This is a genomic window from Mycolicibacterium chengduense, assembly GCF_033741155.1.
Classification (GTDB): Bacteria; Actinomycetota; Actinomycetes; order Mycobacteriales; family Mycobacteriaceae; genus Mycobacterium.
In genome coordinates this window covers 695426-713378 of the sequence record NZ_JAWQNH010000003.1, presented here as the reverse complement: position 1 = coordinate 713378, position 17953 = coordinate 695426, and the positions used below count along the sequence as shown (strand labels likewise).

General features: G+C 67.5%; 19 protein-coding genes. 16 read left to right on the top strand and 3 right to left on the bottom strand.

Going from position 1 to position 17953, the window contains the following annotated elements:
* Nucleotides 1–177: 177 nt before the first annotated feature.
* Together SBI67_RS13955 and SBI67_RS13950 are read left to right on the top strand one after the other, a co-directional pair.
* A complete protein-coding gene (locus tag SBI67_RS13955; RefSeq protein WP_318981108.1) occupies nt 178–714 on the top strand; it encodes a TetR/AcrR family transcriptional regulator in 537 nt (178 codons plus the stop codon).
* A 200-nt stretch (nt 715–914) separates the two neighbouring features.
* Nucleotides 915–1421, top strand: coding sequence for an FBP domain-containing protein (locus SBI67_RS13950; RefSeq protein WP_413232471.1), 507 nt, complete (start codon nt 915–917; stop codon nt 1419–1421).
* 10 nt (nt 1422–1431) lie between these two features.
* On the opposite strand, the gene SBI67_RS13945 is transcribed toward SBI67_RS13950, so the two are convergent.
* Nucleotides 1432–2325 carry a serine hydrolase gene (locus SBI67_RS13945; RefSeq protein WP_318981107.1) on the bottom strand — a complete coding sequence of 298 codons (894 nt, stop codon included), beginning with the start codon at nt 2323–2325 and terminating at the stop codon, nt 1432–1434.
* Nucleotides 2326–2557: 232 nt separating this feature from the next.
* Here SBI67_RS13945 and SBI67_RS13940 point away from each other — a divergent pair, with 232 nt between their 5' ends.
* The 6 genes from SBI67_RS13940 to SBI67_RS13915 are packed head-to-tail and all read left to right on the top strand — an operon-like array spanning nt 2558 to nt 7892.
* A complete protein-coding gene (locus tag SBI67_RS13940) occupies nt 2558–3556 on the top strand; it encodes a substrate-binding domain-containing protein (RefSeq protein WP_318981106.1) in 999 nt (332 codons plus the stop codon).
* A 9-nt stretch (nt 3557–3565) separates the two neighbouring features.
* Entirely contained in the window at nt 3566–4570 is a 1005-nt protein-coding gene (locus tag SBI67_RS13935; RefSeq protein WP_413232470.1) for an ABC transporter permease, read from the top strand.
* Nucleotides 4567–5346, top strand: coding sequence for an ATP-binding cassette domain-containing protein (locus SBI67_RS13930; RefSeq protein ID WP_318981105.1), 780 nt, complete (start codon nt 4567–4569; stop codon nt 5344–5346). The genes SBI67_RS13935 and SBI67_RS13930 overlap by 4 nt, the downstream gene beginning before the upstream one ends.
* Nucleotides 5324–6244 (top strand): PfkB family carbohydrate kinase, encoded by a 921-nt coding sequence (locus SBI67_RS13925; protein ID WP_318981104.1) that lies wholly within the window; start codon nt 5324–5326, stop codon nt 6242–6244. Before SBI67_RS13930 ends, SBI67_RS13925 begins: the two co-directional genes overlap by 23 nt.
* Before the next feature lie 2 nt (nt 6245–6246).
* Nucleotides 6247–6897: a nucleoside/nucleotide kinase family protein gene (locus SBI67_RS13920; RefSeq protein WP_318981341.1), complete on the top strand. Its 651-nt coding sequence runs from the start codon at nt 6247–6249 to the stop codon at nt 6895–6897.
* Nucleotides 6894–7892 carry a LacI family DNA-binding transcriptional regulator gene (locus tag SBI67_RS13915; RefSeq protein WP_318981103.1) on the top strand — a complete coding sequence of 333 codons (999 nt, stop codon included), beginning with the start codon at nt 6894–6896 and terminating at the stop codon, nt 7890–7892. The genes SBI67_RS13920 and SBI67_RS13915 overlap by 4 nt, the downstream gene beginning before the upstream one ends.
* A gap of 4 nt (nt 7893–7896) precedes the next feature.
* Here the strand turns inward: SBI67_RS13915 and SBI67_RS13910 are convergent, their stop codons facing one another.
* On the bottom strand, nt 7897–9006 hold the full coding sequence (locus SBI67_RS13910) for an ROK family protein (RefSeq protein WP_318981102.1): 1110 nt from the start codon (nt 9004–9006) through the stop codon (nt 7897–7899).
* Nucleotides 9007–9085: 79 nt separating this feature from the next.
* On the opposite strand from SBI67_RS13910, the gene xylA reads away from it, so the two are divergent.
* The 5 genes from xylA (at nt 9086) to SBI67_RS13885 (ending at nt 14173) form a co-directional block, all read left to right on the top strand.
* The gene (gene xylA, locus SBI67_RS13905; RefSeq protein ID WP_318981101.1) at nt 9086–10309 is read left to right on the top strand and encodes a xylose isomerase; all 1224 of its coding nucleotides are present in this window, start codon (nt 9086–9088) and stop codon (nt 10307–10309) included.
* A gap of 103 nt (nt 10310–10412) precedes the next feature.
* A complete protein-coding gene (locus SBI67_RS13900; protein WP_318981100.1) occupies nt 10413–11498 on the top strand; it encodes a sugar ABC transporter substrate-binding protein in 1086 nt (361 codons plus the stop codon).
* Nucleotides 11499–11505: 7 nt separating this feature from the next.
* Nucleotides 11506–12291 (top strand): ATP-binding cassette domain-containing protein, encoded by a 786-nt coding sequence (locus SBI67_RS13895; protein ID WP_318981099.1) that lies wholly within the window; start codon nt 11506–11508, stop codon nt 12289–12291.
* 10 nt (nt 12292–12301) lie between these two features.
* Nucleotides 12302–13567, top strand: a complete 1266-nt coding sequence (locus SBI67_RS13890) for a sugar ABC transporter permease (RefSeq protein ID WP_318981098.1) — start codon at nt 12302–12304, stop codon at nt 13565–13567.
* A 102-nt stretch (nt 13568–13669) separates the two neighbouring features.
* Nucleotides 13670–14173, top strand: a complete 504-nt coding sequence (locus SBI67_RS13885) for a hypothetical protein (RefSeq protein ID WP_318981097.1) — start codon at nt 13670–13672, stop codon at nt 14171–14173.
* A gap of 54 nt (nt 14174–14227) precedes the next feature.
* Here the strand turns inward: SBI67_RS13885 and SBI67_RS13880 are convergent, their stop codons facing one another.
* Nucleotides 14228–14887, bottom strand: a complete 660-nt coding sequence (locus SBI67_RS13880; RefSeq protein ID WP_318981096.1) for a GntR family transcriptional regulator — start codon at nt 14885–14887, stop codon at nt 14228–14230.
* Nucleotides 14888–15029: 142 nt separating this feature from the next.
* Between SBI67_RS13880 and SBI67_RS13875 the strand changes: the two genes are divergently transcribed.
* From SBI67_RS13875 to SBI67_RS13865, 3 genes are read left to right on the top strand one after another with little or no spacing between them, the layout of a single operon-like run.
* Complete coding sequence (locus SBI67_RS13875) at nt 15030–15794, top strand: HpcH/HpaI aldolase family protein (protein ID WP_318981095.1); 765 nt, start codon at nt 15030–15032, stop codon at nt 15792–15794.
* Nucleotides 15791–17134 (top strand): MFS transporter, encoded by a 1344-nt coding sequence (locus tag SBI67_RS13870; protein ID WP_318981094.1) that lies wholly within the window; start codon nt 15791–15793, stop codon nt 17132–17134. The genes SBI67_RS13875 and SBI67_RS13870 overlap by 4 nt, the downstream gene beginning before the upstream one ends.
* 2 nt (nt 17135–17136) lie before the next feature.
* Nucleotides 17137–17943, top strand: coding sequence for a carbon-nitrogen hydrolase family protein (locus SBI67_RS13865; RefSeq protein ID WP_318981093.1), 807 nt, complete (start codon nt 17137–17139; stop codon nt 17941–17943).
* The last annotated feature ends 10 nt before the right edge of the window (nt 17944–17953 follow it).

The window sequence follows — 17953 nt, the reverse complement described above, 5'->3', positions numbered from 1 at the left end:
CCTCCGGTACATCCGTGTACTAACGGACTCTAGTACACGGATGTACCACAGTGGGAGCATCCGGCTCTACGATCGGACCGGCAGAAGGGACGGGACGTGGACGCGGTGGCGGTACGAGAAGGTGCGCGGCTCCCCGAAGGCAACGCTGCGCTCTATCGACGCCGGATCTTGGAAGCGATGGCAGAGTGCATCGCCGAGGTCGGCTACGCGAACACCATGGTGGCCGATGTCGTGCGCCGGGCCCGCACCTCGAAGTCGAAGTTTTACGCCGAGTTCTCCGACCGGGAGGCATGCCTGGTGGCCCTGCTCTCGGAGACCAATGACGCCAATCTCGCCGCGGTGGCGGCCGCGGTGGATCCGGCCGCGCCGTGGCAGACCCAAGTGCGCCAGGCGGTGGAAACCTGGTTCGACTGGGCCGAACGGCGCCGCCCGCTGACACTCGCCTGGATCCGCGATGTGCCCGCGCTGGGTCCCTCGGCGCGTTCCCTGCAACGCGTGGCGATGGAACGTTTCGTCGAACTGGTGCACACCCTCAGTGACACCGACGAACTGAAGTCCATCGGCATCCAACCCGTGCCCCATGCGCGCGCGGTGCTGTTGATCGGCGGTCTCCGGGAACTGGCCGCGCACACCGTCGAACACGACCGGCCTCTGGCCTCGGTGACCGAAGAGGCCGTTCGCAGTGCCATCGCACTGATCAACCCTGCCGACTAGGACGCGCCCTGGTCGCTGGGCGCGCTTGGCGCCTAACGATTTCGGTAGGTATCGTCGGCGGCGTGAACATCCGAGTCGAGGAGGTCGTCGGCGCTCGCGCCGACATCAGATGACCGCGCCCCGTCGCCGACCCGCTGGGCCGGCGGCGTAGCCGTTCCCTCACTCCGTTGGACCGCACGCCTGTGCGCTCCCCTTTCAGGATGGATTCACCAGTGCACTCCTACACCCGTACCCAGATTCTCGATGCCTTCCGCGGGGCGACCCGCAGCGAGGTCAAAAAGGTCACATTCGCTGCCGATTTCGATGCGATCGAGTTCGGCAAACTCGAGTACTACGGCTGGGCCGATCCCAAGATCCCCCGCCGGGCCTACCTCGTGGTCGAGCGACCCGAGGGGCCGATTGCGCTGCTGTTGAGCCGGGCCGCCGCCAAGCCGCGGGGGCGTGCCATGTGCACGTGGTGCAATGACGTGAACCTCACCGATGAAGCGGTGCTCTACACCGTCCGCCGCGGCGGCGCGGCGGGCCGCAAGGGCGACACCATCGGCATGTTGATCTGCGCGAACTTCGGCTGCTCCCGGCACGTACGGCAGCTGCCGCCGGCCTATCACAAGGAAACAGATCTCGAACGGCTACGCGAACAGCGAATCCACGAGTTGCGGCGCAAGGTACACGGTTTCGTCGACAAGGTGCTTTCGACGGAGGGCTGAGTGCGGGTGCTCAGATCTTGCCGGCCGGAAACATGGTCCTGACGGCTTGGGTGATGGTGGCGCGGGCCGCGGTCGCGTCGCCGGGCCCCAGCGCGCTGATCGCCATCACGTAGCGGCGGTCGGGCCCGATCACACCGGTCGACACATGCAGCTGATTGCTGCCGTTCCAGCAGCAGAACCAGCCCTGTTTCACCGCAACCGGTTCGGCCGAAAGACCGTCGGGGATCCCGAATCGCTGCGGATAGCCGTCGAGTCCCGTCGGGGTGGATTGTGCGAGGTCGTCCAGGATGATGTCCGTTTGTTCGGGCGGCAGCCCGCCGGTGCCTGCCAGGAGCATGTCGTAGTAGCGGACGAGATCGCTTGCGGTGCTTTGCGTGACGTCCCAGTGCCCGTTGTACGGTGCGGTCGTCGCCGCCAGTCCGTACCTGGCCACGACGCGAGAGATGACGGCGTTGCCGCCGCTGCGATCCCAGAACATCTGGGCCGCACCATCATCGGAGGAGCGCAGCATGGAGTCCAGTGAGTTGTGGTCGGCAGGCGTCAGTTTCGTCTTGCCCTGCGACTCCTGCAGCAGCAGGTCGTCGGCGATGAACAGCTTCACCACCGAGGCGATCGGGAACGGCTTGTTGATTCCGTTCGAGACAATCTGACCGGTATTGCGGTCCAGCACAACGGCCTCGATATTGGCTCCGGACGCGGCAGCATCCGCCGTCGCCTTTCGGATTCTGGCGTCGAGGCCGTCGAGCGCGACGGCCGGCTCGTCCGCAGGGGCTTGGGCGATGACGACGGGTCCCTGCGGCTCGGCAGGTGAAGCATTGCCCGGCGCGGCCTCACACCCGTTCACCAGCAGTGCCGCGCCGGCGATGGCAAGAGTGGTCATCGCCCAGTTCGGCCGCTGACGCATAGCTGTCCTCCAAGTGCTGATCCGGCCCTGCGGAGCCGACGTTGCCCCCGCTCAGGTTTCCCCAACTTAGCCGGTTTAACCAGATCGCACCGAGGTCGATGTCCGCCGCGCAGCCTGCCGGAAGCCGTCCCAAGAATTTCGCGCAAGCGCATGCGCAAGCGCTTGCTTACGTTCTAGGCTGCTGCAGATCACGCGGCGCCACCGGCGTTGCACCGGGGACAAAGGAGTCCAGATGGTCGGAATGCGCAGAAAAAGCACCCAGCTGATCGGGGCGGCCCTGGCCGCGGGATCGCTGGTCCTCGGTCTGACCGCGTGCGGAGGCTCCGGCTCGGACGGCATCAAGGTCGGCCTGATCACCAAGACCGATTCGAACCCGTACTTCGTCAAGTTGCGTGAAGCCGCCAAGGCCCAGGCCGACAAGGACGGGGCCGAGCTGATCGCGGTGGCGGGTGCCTTCGACGGTGACAACGAGGGCCAGGTGGCGGCCATCGAGAATATGGTGGGCAAGGGCGTCAAGGGCATCCTGATCACGCCGAACTCGTCGACCGGTGTGCTCGACGCGATCAAGAAGGCGCGCGACGCCGGCGTCGTGGTCATCGCGCTGGACACCGCCACCGATCCCGCGGACGCCGTCGACGCCACCTTCGCCACCGACAACAAGGCCGCCGGCGTCACCCAGGGCAAGTGGGTGCGCGCCGCCATCGGCACCGCGCCGCCCCAGGTCGTCATGCTGGACGGCACCCCGGGCGGCACCGTCGACACCTTCCGGCACGACGGCTTCCTGGAGGGCTTCGGCATCACGAACGACTCACCGGAGATCGTCGGCCGGGAGAACACCAACGGTGACCAGACCAAGGCGCAGACCGCGATGGAGAACATCCTGCAGCGCGCCCCGGGGATCAACGCGCTGTACACCATCAACGAGCCCGCGGCCGCCGGCGCCTACCAGGCGATCCAATCCGCCAACCGCGCAAGTCAGATCACCATCGGATCGATCGACGGCAGCTGCACGGGCGTCGCGGACGTGAAGTCCGGGAAGATCGGCGCGACCGTGATGCAGTTCCCCGCCAAGATGGCCGAGTTGGGTGTGCAGGCCGTGGTGAAATTCGCCAAGGACGGCACCAAGCCCAGCGGGTTCAACGACACCGGCTCGCAGCTCATCACCGACAAGCCGGTGGCCGGACTGGATTCCAAGGACACCGCCTGGGGTCAACAGAATTGCTGGGGCTGAGGTGCGACCGTGAGCACCGGTGCTCCCACCACTGAACTGACGGCCGACCCGCCGGCTGCCGGCCGGTTCAACCTGGGCACCGTTCTGCGCGAACCGCTGATCGGACCGTTGGTGGCGCTCGTCATCGCGATCGTCGTCTTCAGCGCGATCTCGGATTCGTTCCTCAACCCGCAGAACATCTCCCTGATCCTGCAGCAGTCGGTGGTGGTCGGCATCCTCGCCGTCGGGCAGACGCTGATCATCCTGACTTCCGGTATCGATCTGTCGATCGGTGCGGTCGCGGTGTTCGGCACCATCGTCATGGCCCAGAGCGCAGGCGCCTATGGGCCGGTTGTGGCGCTGGGATCGACGCTGTTGGTGTGTGTCCTCTTCGGCGCCATCAACGGCGGGTTGGTCACCATCCTGCGGTTGCCGCCGTTCATCGTCACCCTCGGCACGTTCACCGCGATCCTGGCAGGCACCCGCCTGCTGGCCGGCTCGGAGACCTACCGGGTGGACAAGGGGCCGCTCACCTTCCTGGGCACGTCGGTGCGCATCGGGTCGTTCTCCACCACCTACGGTGTGTTGGCCATGCTGCTGGTGTACCTGGTTATGTGGTACGCCTTGTCCCAAACAGCTTGGGGTAAGCATATTTACGCCGTGGGCGGCAATCCGCAGGCGGCGGATCTGCTGGGCATCAAATCCGGACGGGTGTTGCTGTCGGTCTACATCGTGACCGGCGTGATCGCCGCCATCGCCGCGTGGGCGGCGCTCGGGCGCATCCCGAACGCCGATCCGAATGCCTACCAGAACGCCAACCTGGAGACCATCACCGCGGTGGTCATCGGCGGCACAAGCCTGTTCGGCGGCCGCGGCGGGGTGGTGGGCACCCTGGTCGGTACCTTGATCGTCGGCGTGCTGCGCAACGGTCTCACCCAGGCCGGCGTCGACAGTCTCTACCAGAACATCGCCACCGGCATCCTGGTGATCGTCGCGGTGGCGGTCGATCAATTCGCGCGCAGGAGATCACAATGAGCGCACCGGTTCTCGAAGCGCGTGGCCTGGTCAAGAGGTACGGCCACGTGACGGCGATCAACGGGGCGGATTTCGAGCTCCGCGCGGGCGAGGTGCTCGCGGTCATCGGGGACAACGGTGCCGGGAAGTCCAGCCTGATCAAGGCGCTGGCCGGTGCGGTGGTTCCCGACGCCGGTCAGATCCTGATGAACGGTACGCCGGTGTCGTTCAAGAACACCCGCGACGCGCGGGCCGCCGGCATCGAGACGGTGTACCAGGACCTGGCCGTCGTCCCGGCGCTCGATATCGCGTCCAACCTCTACCTGGGCCGCGAGATCAGGCGAAAAGGATTGGCGGGCAGCCTGTTCCGTCGACTCGATACCGGAAAGATGCGTCACGAGGCCGCGCAGCATCTGACGGATCTGCGGATCGGGATCAAGTCGGTCGGCCAGGCCGTGGAAACCTTGTCCGGGGGCCAACGCCAAGGTGTCGCGGTGGCGCGGGCCGCCGCGTTCGGCCGCGGGGTGATCATCATGGACGAGCCCACCGCCGCGCTCGGTGTCCGCGAGTCGGGACAGGTCATCGACCTGATCCGGTCGATCCGCGACCGCGGCATCCCGGTGGTGTTGATCAGCCATGACATGCCGCACGTGTTCGAGGTGGCCGACCGCATCCACATCCACCGACTGGGGCAGCGGGCCGGCGTCGTCGATCCGAAGAAGCGCTCGATGTCCGAAGTGGTGGCGCTCATGACCGGTGCGGAGGAGCCGACCGATGAGGAACGCGCCGGTCTCTGAGAAGGCCCCGGTCGGGGTCTTCGTCGGGTTGGCCACCCTGGATGTGGTGCACCGTATCGCGCGATCGCCGGCGGTGAACGAGAAGATCACCGCGGCAGCCCAGTTCGTCGCAGCCGGTGGACCGGCCGCCAACGCGGCGGTCACCTTCGCGGCCTTGGGCGGCGATGCGGTCCTGGTCACCGCACTGGGCGAGGACCCGGTCGCCGATCTGATCCGGGCCGACCTCGCGGCGTACGGTGTCCGGGTGGTCGACGCCGCGGCGGGCACCACCCGCGCGGTGCCGGTCTCGGCGGTGGCGGTGCTGGAGGCGACCGGGGACCGAGCGGTGGTCTCCCTCGACGCCGTGAACTCCGACGCGGCGCCACCGGAGGAGCTCGATGATCTGGTGGCCGGTGCCGACGTGGTGCTGGTCGACGGTCATCATCCCCGCATCGCGATCGCGGGGGCACGGTCGGCCGCCGCGGCACGCACCGCGGTCGTGGTCGATGCCGGCCGGTGGAAGCCGGTGATGTCCGACATCATCCCGTATGCGACGGATATGGTGTGCTCCAACGATTTCCGAACCCCCGATGCCGACGGTCCCGTCGCCACCGCCGCAGCACTGGTCCGCGGCGGCGTCGGCACCGTCGTGACGACGCACGGGGGTGCGCCCGTGCAGTGGTGGTCCGGCGGAGAGTCGGGGTCCGTCGCGGTGCAACCCGTGACGGTGCTCGATACGCTGGGCGCCGGCGATGCCTTCCACGGTGCATACTGCTACTTCGCCACCCGATTCGATGGCAGCCTGCCCGACCGCATCGAGCGGTGCACCCGGGTGGCGGCACTGCGCTGCTCGGTGATCGGGCCGCGGGCGTGGTTGCGCGAACTGCAACCCGAACAGACTCGAAAGCGAGAACGGTGACCATCGAGCAGGGCGTACACGTGCAGGACGCCACCATGGACGAGTTGATCGAAGCGGCCAAGGCGCTCGCCGTTCCCGGGGAACGCCGCATTCTGGGTTTCACCGGCGCGCCGGGGGCCGGGAAGTCCACCGTCGCCGAGCAACTCGTCCAGGCACTGGGACCGGACATCGCCGTGCTGGTGCCGATGGACGGATTCCACCTGGCCAACGACGTCCTGATCGACTTGGGCAGGCGCGACCGCAAAGGGGCGCACGACACCTTCGACGACGGTGGGTACGCCCGGCTGATCACCACGTTGCGGGCACAGCGGGTGGGTGACCCGGTGGTGTATGCGCCCCAGTTCCGACGCGATCTCGAGGAATCGATCGGATCGGCCATCCCGGTACCGTCCACCGTGCCGCTCGTGGTCACCGAGGGCAATTACATTCTGCTGGAGGGTGATGCGTGGCCGGTGGCGCGGGCGCACATCGACCAGGTGTGGTTCTTGGCGCCGGATGCCGAGGTGCGCCACACCCGGCTGCTGCGCCGCCACGAGGCCTACGGCAAGTCGCCGGAGGAAGCCGCGTTCTGGGCTCTCGGGTCCGACGAGCGCAACGCCCAGCTGATCGAGTCGACCGCCGGTCGTGCCGACCGGATCGTGCGCCTGCCATGACCACCATGGGAGATGTCGCCCGCATCGCCGGCGTCTCCGCATCCACCGTCTCGCATGTGCTCAACGGCACCCGTAAGGTCAACGCCGCCACCCGCTTACGGGTGGAGGCCGCCATCGAACAGAGCGGTTATCGGCGCAACGGTGTCGCGCGTTCACTGGCGGCCGGGCGCACCCACACCGTCGGACTGTCCATCTCCGCGTTGACCAATCCGTACTTCAACAGCCTGGTGCACGCGGTGGAGCGGGCGCTCTCCGATGCCGGTTACGTGCTGATCGTCGGCGACTCGCATGACGAGCTGCAGTCGGAGAAGCGGGTGACCGATTCGCTGCTGGACCGCCAGGTGGACGGCATGATCGTGGCCCCGGCTGCCGGGTCCGAACGGCTCACCCTGCCCGATATCACCCGGACCGGAACACCGTTGGTCCTGATCGACCGTGGCGTCGATATCGGGTGCGATCAGGTCGGCCCGGAGAACGTCGCCCCGGCCCGTGCGCTCACCGAACACCTGCTCGAGCTCGGGCACCGCCGCATCGCAGTGTTGCGGGGGTTGGCCGGAATCTCCTCCACCACCGAGCGTTTCGACGGCTACTGCGCAGCGCTGGCGCACCACGATATCGAGATCGATACCGCGCTGGTGCTCGACGGTGCGTCCAGTACCGAGGTGGCCGAACGCGAGGTGCTCGCATTGATGTCGAAGGACACCCGGCCGTCGGCGTTGGTGTCGCTGAACAACGCCATGACGATCGGAGCGCTCAAAGCCTTTCGCACGCTCGGCTTGTCGATACCGACCGATGTGGCATTCGTCTGCTACGACGACTTCGAATGGGCCGATCTCTTCGAACCGCGGCTCACCGCGGCGGCGCAGGACGTCGACACCATCGGCGCCACCGCGGTCGAACTGCTATTGCGCCGTATGCACGGTGATGACGCTGTCCCGCAACATATCCGGGTTCCGACGGCGATGCGCCACCGCAATTCATGTGGCTGCGCGTGACCCCTCAGCCGATCGCATCCCCGACGGCAGGCCGGCAATAGCCGGCCGGGTCGGCGAGCAGAGCGGCGAACGCGGCCTCGGCGGCGCCGATCATCAGCGTGTCCGAACCCAAGGTGCCCGGCACGATACGGACCTGCTCGTTGGGCACCCGCATGGAATGCCGGGTGATCGCGGTCGCCAGCGCCGCGTCCGCCTGCGCCGGGAAGGCCCCCAGGAACCCGCCGAGCACGATGAGGTTGGGATTGAGCAGGTTGATCGCGTTGCCGAGCGCGATGCCGAGGTACTGCGCCTGGTGCGCCGTCGATTTGGTGCTCGACTCGCTGACCTCGGTTTCCAGGCAGCCGATCCGCCCGCAATGACACGGTCCGGCACCCCCGACGTAGGTGTGGCCCAGCTCGCCGGCGTAGCCGGCGGCACCTTCGAGCAGTTCACCGGCCACCACGAACCCGGCGCCGATTCCGCTCTTGCCGCCGTTGACGTAGATCATGTGCTGGGCACTGGGATGCCCACCGAAGATATGTTCGGCGATGGCGCCGAGGTTGGCGTCGTTCGCCGCGAAGACCGGTAAACCCGTTGCGCTGCTGAGCATCGTGCCCAGCGCTTCGTCGTGCCAGTCGAGGTTGGGGGCCAGTCGGACCACCGATGTCGGGGCATGCACCAGACCCGGAACCGCCACGCCGATCGCGGTGACACGCTGAGACCGGTGCAGGCTGCGCTCGATGGTGCTCACCGCCTTGGCGGTGATGGCCACGGTATCGCGCACGCTGGGAACACCGCGGGTCGGGTACCTGGTGACCTCCAGAACGGCGCCACCCAACGCCACCAGACCGACTGTGACAGAGTCGGTTTCAGGATTGACGGCGATCGCCAGCGTGCCGGTCTGCGGACGCACCATGGGGCTGGGCCTGCCCACCTGGCTGGCGGGCGCCGCTTGTGACTCCTCGACCAGACCGGCAGCGGCCAGTTCCTCCACGAGGTCCTTGACCGTCGAGCGGGACAAGCCGGTCCGGCGGGTCAATTCGGACCGGCTCAAGGCGCGCGCACGATGCACCAGCGTGAGGACCGCCGACAGGTTCCGGCGCCGGACGTCGTCGGTGTTGGTGCCGATTCCCATTCGAGAATCCTCCCTTGACAGTGGTCTGCGCCACATCTTATGTTCGGCGGAGCAACAAATCCAGTTTCAGGAGCACGCCATGTCGATCCTCGAATCCGCCGCCACCGCAACGGACGACCTCACCCCTAAACGCTCGGACAAGTTCTCCTTCGGTCTGTGGACCGTCGGCTGGACCGCCAACGACCCGTTCGGGGTGGCCACCCGGCCGACCCTGGATGTGGTCGAAGCAGTGGAGCGACTTGCCGAACTGGGCGCATACGGCCTCACCTTCCACGACGACGATCTGTTCCCGTTCGGCAGCAGCGACGACGACCGGCGCCGTGCCATCGCCAGGTTGGCCACGGCGCTGCAGGCCAACGAGCTGGTCGTGCCCATGGTCACCACCAATCTGTTCACCCATCCGGTGTTCAAGGATGGCGGGTTCACCAGCAATGATCGCGATGTCCGGCGCTTCGCGCTGCGCAAGGTGCTGCGCAATATCGACCTCGCGGCCGAACTGGGGGCCGAGACGTTCGTCATGTGGGGCGGCCGGGAAGGCAGCGAATACGACAGCGCCAAGGATGTCCGGGCCGCGTTCGAGCGCTACCGCGAGGCCCTGAACATGTTGTGCGACTACGTCATCGACAAGAAGTACCCGTTGCGATTCGCCATCGAGCCGAAGCCGAACGAGCCGCGCGGTGACATCCTGCTGCCGACCGTCGGGCATGCGCTGGCGTTCATCGAATCACTCGCCCATCCCGAACTCGTCGGCGTCAACCCCGAAACCGGGCACGAGCAGATGGCCGGACTGAACTTCATGCACGGCATCAGTCAGGCCCTGTACGCCGACAAACTGTTCCACATCGACCTCAACGGGCAGCGCGGGATCAAGTTCGATCAAGACCTGGTGTTCGGCCACGGCGACCTGGCCAACGCATTCGCGCTGGTCGATTTGCTCGAGCACGGCGGTGTGGACGGCGGGCCGAGCTACACCGGACCGCGGCATTTCGACTACAAGCCCAGCCGCACCGAGGACAGCGCCGGGGTGTGGGCCTCGGCCGCGGCCAACATGCGGATGTATCTGCTGCTCAAGCAGCGTGCCGCAGCGTTCCGCGCCGACCCCGAGGTGGCCGAGGCGCGGCGTGCCGCCCGCGTCGACGAGCTGCGGCGCAGCACGCTGGGCCAGGGCGAGACCTACCGGGAGTTGCTGGCCGACCGCTCGGCGTACGAGGACTTCGACGCCGACTCTTATTTCGGGGCCAAGGGATTCGGTTTCGTCCGGTTGAACCAGCTGGCCATCGAACACCTGATGGGTGCGCGCTGAACACCAATGGCACCAACACGCTGGACGTGACGCATGTCACGCTATAAGTTGTCTGAAACAACAAAAGGCCGAGGGATCGGCGGGATGTGATGAGGGGCGGTTCATGAAGCGAATCAGCGGCCTGATGTTCGCCGTCGTCGTCGGCGCGGGCCTCACGCTCACCGCGTGCGGCAGCAACGGCGGTGGCGGCGGAAGCGCAGGCGGCGGCGGCGACGCCAAGAGCCAGAAGATCGGCGTCATCCTGCCGGACACCAAGTCGTCGGTCCGCTGGGAGTCCAAGGACCGCCCGGCGCTGGAGGCCGCCTTCAAGGCCGCCGGTGTGCCGTACTCGATCCAGAACGCCGAGGGATCCGCCGACAACATGGCCACCATCGCCGACGGCATGATCGCCGATGGTGTCACGGTGCTCGCGCTGGTCAACCTCGACTCCGACAGTGGCGCCTCCATTCAGCAGAAGGCGGCCAGCCAGGGCGTCAAGACCATCGACTACGACCGGCTGACCCTCGGCGGCTCGGCCGACGTGTACGTCTCGTTCGACAACAACAAGGTGGGGCAGCTGCAGGGCCAGGGTCTGGTCGACTGTCTCGCCGGTAAGCCGTCGAACGTGGTGTTCCTCAACGGATCTCCCACCGACAACAACGCCACCCTGTTCACCGGTGGTGCCCACTCGGTGGTCGACAAGGTGCCGTCGATCAAGGTGGTGGCCGAGCAGGCGGTCCCGGACTGGGACAACGACAAGGCGGTCACCATCTTCGAGCAGATGTACACGGCCGCCGACGGCAAGGTCGACGGCGTGTACGCGGCTAACGACGGACTCGCCGGATCGGTGATCTCGATCCTGGAGAAGAACGGCCGGGCCGGGCAGGTGCCGGTCACCGGCCAGGACGCGACCGTCGAAGGACTGCAGAACATCCTGGCGGGCACCCAGTGCATGAGCGTCTACAAATCCGCGAAGGAGGAGGCCGGTGCGCTCGCGGAGGCGGCGATCGCCCTGGCCAAGGGCGAACAGCCCAAGACCAACAGCACCTCTCGTGACGACAAGGGCAACCGGGACGTGCCCTCGGTGTTGTTGACGCCGAAGTCCATCACCAAGGACACCGTCAAGGTGGTCTTCGACGACGGTGGCCAGGCCAAGGCGGACGTCTGCACCGGGCAGTTCGCGGCGGCGTGCAGCGCCGCGGGGCTCTAGGGGCATCGTGTCCGCACCGAACGCGCCCATCCTAGAACTCCGCGGTGTCGACAAGAGTTTCGGGGTCGTGCACGTGCTGCACGACGTGGACTTCGGCGTGTATCCCGGTGAGGTCACCGCACTGGTCGGGGACAACGGCGCCGGCAAGTCCACCCTGGTGAAGGCCATCGCGGGCATCTACCCGCTGGACACCGGAACCTATGTGTTCCAGGGTGATCCGGTCACGGTGCATGGGCCCAATGATGTGTCGGCGCTGGGCGTCGAGGTGGTCTACCAGGACCTGGCGCTGTGCGACAACCTCGACATCGTGTCCAACATGTTCCTCGGGCGCGAACTCAAGCGCCACGGCGCGCTCGACGAAGCGAAGATGGAATCCCTTGCTCGGGAAGCGCTTTCGTCGCTGTCGGTACGCACGGTCAAATCGGTGCGCCAGCCGGTGTCCAGCCTGTCCGGCGGCCAGCGGCAAACGGTGGCCATCGCCAAGTCGGTGCTGTGGAACGCCAAGGTGGTGTTGCTCGACGAGCCCACCGCAGCACTCGGCGTGGCGCAGACCCGGCAGGTCTTGGACCTGGTGCGCCGGCTCGCCGACCAGGGCGTGGGTGTCGTGTTCATCTCGCACAACCTGAACGACGTGTTCGAGGTGGCCGACCGGATATGCGCGCTGTACCTCGGCCGGATGGCCGCCGAGGTCAAGGCCGCCGAGGTCAGCCACAGCCAGGTGGTCGAGCTGATCACGGCGGGTCGTTCCGGCAGCCTGGGCCTGGCGCCGGCCGAGACCGCTCAGTCGATGTGAGGACCGCCGAATGACAACGCTCAATTCGAAACTGGCCGATGCCGACTTCGCGGCGGACGCCCGCGCCGACGAGTCGTTCGCCGATGCGGCCCGCAGCTATCTGCGCCGGGTCCGGGGCGGCGATATGGGATCGCTGCCCGCGGTGCTCGGCCTGATCGTGCTGTTCATCGTGTTCGGGATCGCCAACGAGCGGTTCACCTCGGCGCTGAACCTGGCCAACCTGGTCACCCAGGCCGGGTCGATCTGCGTGCTGGCCATGGGCCTGGTGTTCGTCCTGCTGCTTGGCGATATCGACCTGTCCGCCGGTGTGGCGGGCGGTGTATCGGCATGCGCGATGGGTTTGGCCATCGCCAACCATGGCTGGCCGTGGTGGGCCGCGGTGCTGGCCGGGCTGCTGTGCGGGGCGGTGATCGGGCTGGCGATCGGACTGCTGCGGGCCAAACTGGGCATCCCGTCGTTCGTGGTCACACTCGCGTTCTTCCTCGGACTGCAGGGGGTGACGCTCAAGCTCATCGGGGAGGGCGGCTCGATTCGGGTGGACGACCCGGTCATCCGCGGTATCACCATCGACAACATGTCGGTCACCGCCGGGTGGCTGCTTGCGGTGCTCGTCGTCGCCGGGTTCACCGGGCTGGAGCTGTACCGGCAGCGCACCAAGGTCTCCCTCGGCCTCGTGCATCCGCCGATCGGTGTGGTGATCGCGCGCATCGTCGGGGCGGCGGTGGTGGCGCTCGGCGTGGCCTACGTCCTCAACCTCAACCGCAGCGTGAACCCGAATGTGGAGATCCGCGGCATCCCCTACGTCCTGCCGATCGTCGGGGCACTGCTGATTGTGCTCAGCGTGATCCTCAACCGGACCTCCTACGGCAGGCACATCTACGCCGTGGGCGGCAACGCCGAGGCGGCGCGCCGGGCCGGCATCAACGTGGCTCGCATCCGGATGTCGGTGTTCGTGGTGTGTTCGTCGCTCGCGGCGCTGAGCGGGATCATCGCCGCGTCCTACGGCGGCAAGGTGTCGGCCTCGTCTGGGGCGGGCAACGTGCTGTTGTACGCCGTGGGCGCGGCCGTCATCGGTGGGACCAGCCTGTTCGGCGGCAAGGGGCGGGCACTGGACGCCGTCATCGGTGGGGTGGTGGTGGCCACCATCGCCAACGGGTTGGGCCTGCTCAACCAGTCGTCCTACATCAACTTCTTGGTCACCGGCGGCGTGCTGCTGCTGGCGGCCAGTGTCGACGCGATCTCGCGGCGGCGACGGTCGGCGACGGGTCTGGCCTGAATGCCCGGGCACCGCGCGACGGGTCGGCCGCGGACCGTCCGAACGGATAGCTGTGGCCCGTTCGGCCTGCATCGTCCGGCGATCCGAACTAGTCTGCCCGCCATGAAGTCGGTCCTTGCCTCCTGCGCGGCGGCGGCCGTGGCGGCGATGTGCACGGCATGCGGCGGGTACGGTACCGCCGGTTCCGCCGCGCCCAGCCTCGCGGCCTATCCCGCGGAAACCGCGGGCGGCGCCTCGGTCACGCTCGGCGCGGCCACTGTCGCCGCTCAGAGCATCGTCGACAGCTTCACCGCCGGTGACTACGGGACCGTGTGGGAACGGATGACCGAAGACGTCCGTGGCGGGATCACGCAGGACGACTTCGTGACGTTCTACGAAACGTGCAAGAAGCCCGGACCGCGCCTCAACGTGTCGGGTTTGCAGATGCAGGACGACGGGCAGGCCGTCGTCCGCATGGCCGGCCAGGGCGTCCAGGGCGTGCGCTTCATGGTCTACGAACAGGGCGTGTGGAACATGCGGGCCACCAAAGATTTCGCCGCGCATCTGGGCCAGCCACTACATCAGATCATCGCCGAGGAGAAGGCCGCCGGTCTCTGCGACGCCTGAGGGGTGCCCGTGGCACTGCGGCAGTGCTGCGATATGCGGATCTGACCGCCGCACTCAACCGAGCGCGGCGACGATTTCCGGGATGGGGCGCAGGTGCTCGTCGAGCAGTGCCGAGACCAGCTCGACGTCGCTCGCTTCCAGCGCGGCGACGATGGCGCGGTGCTGGGCGTCGATCTCGGGAGCGCGCTGAGGCCGGATCTGCATGGCCCGCACGGCGACTCGCTCCTGGCGGGATCGTAGGGCGTCGTACAGCTCGACGAGGACCGAGTTGCCGTGGGCGGCAACGATCGTGCGGTGGAACGTCCGGTCCAGGCGCGCGACGGTGAACCAGTCCTGGCTGCGTCCGGCCTCCTCGATGGCCCCGGCCAGTTCTGTGAGTTCGCCGGGCGGCTGTGTGCCGGCGGCGCAAATGGCCTGTGCCGCATGGCCTTCGATGAGCCGACGCGACGCGTAGACCTCTTCGAGTTCGCGCGCGGTGACGTTGCGGACCTGGGCGCCGCGACGCGGCAGCAGGTCGATGAAGCGCTCCGAGTTCAGCCGGTGGAACGCCTCACGCACGGGCGTGCGTGACGTTCCGACGGACTCCGAGATCCAGGCCTCGTCGAGGAAGCGGCCCCCGGGCAGGGTGCCGCGGATGATCTCGTCGCGCACCCATTCGTAGACGCGGTCGCGTGCGGATTGGTTCGAGCCTGGCTCGCTGACCGTGATCGACACCGGTGAACCCTTCCTGTTGCGGCCCGGTCGGACCGCCTTCAGACTACTGGACACACCATGTACACCATGTGTATACACGGAGTGTACGCAGTGTGTGGCGCCCGCCACACCTCGCCGAGTTCGAAAGAAGGAGCGTTTTCCCATGGCCCCGAACCGTCGGTATGCCATCTGGTTGTCCGGACCCAACACCGCCGCCGCAGAAATCGCGCGTCAGGTGGGCTGCGGCGCCGTGGTGCTCGACATCGAGCACGGCACGTTCGATCTCGCTGCCCTCGAACGCTTCATCCCGCTGTGCAAGGCCATCGGTTTGGAGGTCGTCGCCAAGGTGCTCGGGCCGGAGCGCGGACCCATCCAGCAGGCGCTCGACTTCGGCGCCGACGTCGTGGCGATCCCGCACGTCGAGAACGCCGCACACGCTCGCGCCGTCACGGCGTTCGCCAAGTTCCCGCCGCTGGGCGACCGGAGCTTCGCCGGTGGGCGCACGTCCGCGTACGGTGGCTTCACCGACGAGTGGGTGCGCGAGCAGGACACGCGCACGCGGTGCTACCCGATGATCGAAGACGCAGGCGCCATCGACCAGATCGAGGACATCCTCGCTCTGGACACCGTCGACGGCATCTTCGTCGGCCCCTCCGACCTGTCGCTGCGCCGCGCCCGCGGGGCCTACACCCGCGAGGCAGGCGACTTCGACGACCTCGCCCGCCTGGCTGCCGCCGCCCGACAGGCCGGAAAGCCGTGGTTGTTGCCCGCATGGTCGACGCAGGAGAAGAAGTTCGCGGTCGAGCACGGCGCGGACCAACTGGTTCTCACCATGGAGCACGGCGCGCTGCTCACCGGGTTCGCTGCCGCCCACGCCGAAGCCGTCGAACTCGACCGCGTCCCCGCACTTTCCCGGACCGAGCCGTGACCACCAGCCCGCGGACCACCGAACCCCTGGACGCCCTCACCGGCCCACGCCCCGGTACCGGCCGCACCCGCTGGTATGTCGGTGGACTGCTCGGCGTCGGGATGTTCGTCAACTACATCGACCGGGTCAACCTGTCGGTCGCCACGCCGGCCATCATGGCCGAGTTCGACATCTCCGCGGCACAGATGGGCGTCGTCGCGTCGGCGTTTCTGTGGACCTACGCCATGCTGCAGATGCCGATCGGCACCATCATCGACAAGATCGGCGTGCGCTGGGTCAACCGTGTCGGCGTGTTCCTGTGGGCGGTGGCCTCGTTCCTCTCGGCCGCCGCCGGCGGGCTCGGCCTGCTGCTGGTGGCCCGGCTGTTGCTCGGCGTCGGCGAGGCGCCCACGGTGCCTGCGGGCTGGAAGGCCATCGGCCAGTGGTTCCCCAAGCACGAACGCGGTACGGCCACCGCCATGTTCGACGGCTGCGCCAAGATCTCCAACGTCATCGGCATCCCCATCATGGCGTTCCTGGTGTCGACGTTCAGCTGGCACGCCGCGTTCATCTTCACCGGTGTCCTCAGCGTGCTGTACCTCGTCGCGTGGTGGCTGCTCTACCGCTCACCGGTCACGGCGGTGGCCGACGGCCGCATGTCGGCCGCCGAATTGGAATACCTGCGCGCCGGCGGCGCCGAGGACGAGAACGCCGAGACCGGCGGTTCCCTGCAGGGCGTCGGCTACCTGCTGGGGCGGCGCAAGACGTGGGGCCTGGCACTGGGGTACGCGTCCTACACCTACGCCTACTATGTGCTGCTCACCTGGTTGCCCGGCTACCTGGAGAAGGAATTCGGCGTGAACCTGCTCAAGGGCGGTATCTACAGCATGATCCCCTGGCTGGTGGCCGTCATCGCCCAGTTCCTCATCGCCGGTGTCCTGATGGACCGGTGGACCCGGCGCAGCGGCGACATCACCCGGGTGCGTCGCATCGTGTTGGTGACGAGCATGCTGGCGGCCCTGTCGGTGACGGGCGCCGCGTACGCCGACACCATCGGCGTCGCGCTGGTGTTCCTGTCCATCGGCGCAGCGGGACTGGCGGTTTCGGTGCCCGCCGGGTCCAGCATCGTCTCGCTGATCGCCCCGCAGGGCTACACCGGGTCACTGGCCGGCATCGTCAACTTCGTCGCCAACCTGATCGGCATCGCCGCCCCGATCGTCACGGGGATGGTCGTCGACCGGACCGGCTCGTTCGCCGGGGCGTTCCTCGTCACCGGGGTCATCCTGATCGGCGGGATCCTCTGCTACACCGTCGTTCTGGGCCGCATGGACCGTATGCCCGCACCCTCGATCAAGGAGTAGACATGACCACGAGTGCTACCGTCGCCGTCGCGCAGTTCGCCCCGGGTGAGGACAAGAACCGCAACCTCGAGGCCATCACCGGCTATGTCGCCACCGCCAAGGCCGGGGGCGCCGAACTCGTCGTCTTCCCCGAGTACGCGATGTTCACCGCACCCGCCATGGACGAACGCTTCCTGGCCTCGGCCGAGTCACTCGACGGGCCGTTCGTCGCCGCGGTGCGGGACCTGGCGCGCCGCGAAGCAATCGCCATCGTCGCCGGCATCAACGAGACCACCGACAAACCCGACCACATTCACAACACGCTGATCGCCGTCGACGACGGCGGCAAGGTCACCGCCACCTATCGCAAACTGCACCTGTACGACGCGTTCGGTTACTCCGAATCTCGTTTCGTCCGACCGGGTTCGGCGTGCCCGCCCGAGACGTTCACCGTGGGCGGACTGACGTTCGGTATGCAGACCTGCTATGACTTGCGCTTCCCCGAGGCCACCCGCAGGCTGGTCGACGCCGGTGCCGACGTCGTGCTGATGCCCGCGGAGTGGGTGCCCGGGCCGCTCAAGGAAAACCATTGGACGACGCTGCTGCGCGCCCGGGCCATCGAGAACACGGTCTACGTTGCCGCCGCCGACCAGTGCGGCAGCAACGGTGCCGGCAACAGCATGATCGTGGATCCCATGGGTGTGGTGCTCGCCGCCATCGGCGAGGACGACGGCGTCGTGTCCGCCACGCTGCACGGTGACCGCATTGCCCGAGTGCGCGAGAAGAACCCGGCACTCGCCCTGCGCCGCTTCACCGTCACCGAACGGTAGGACCTGTGGG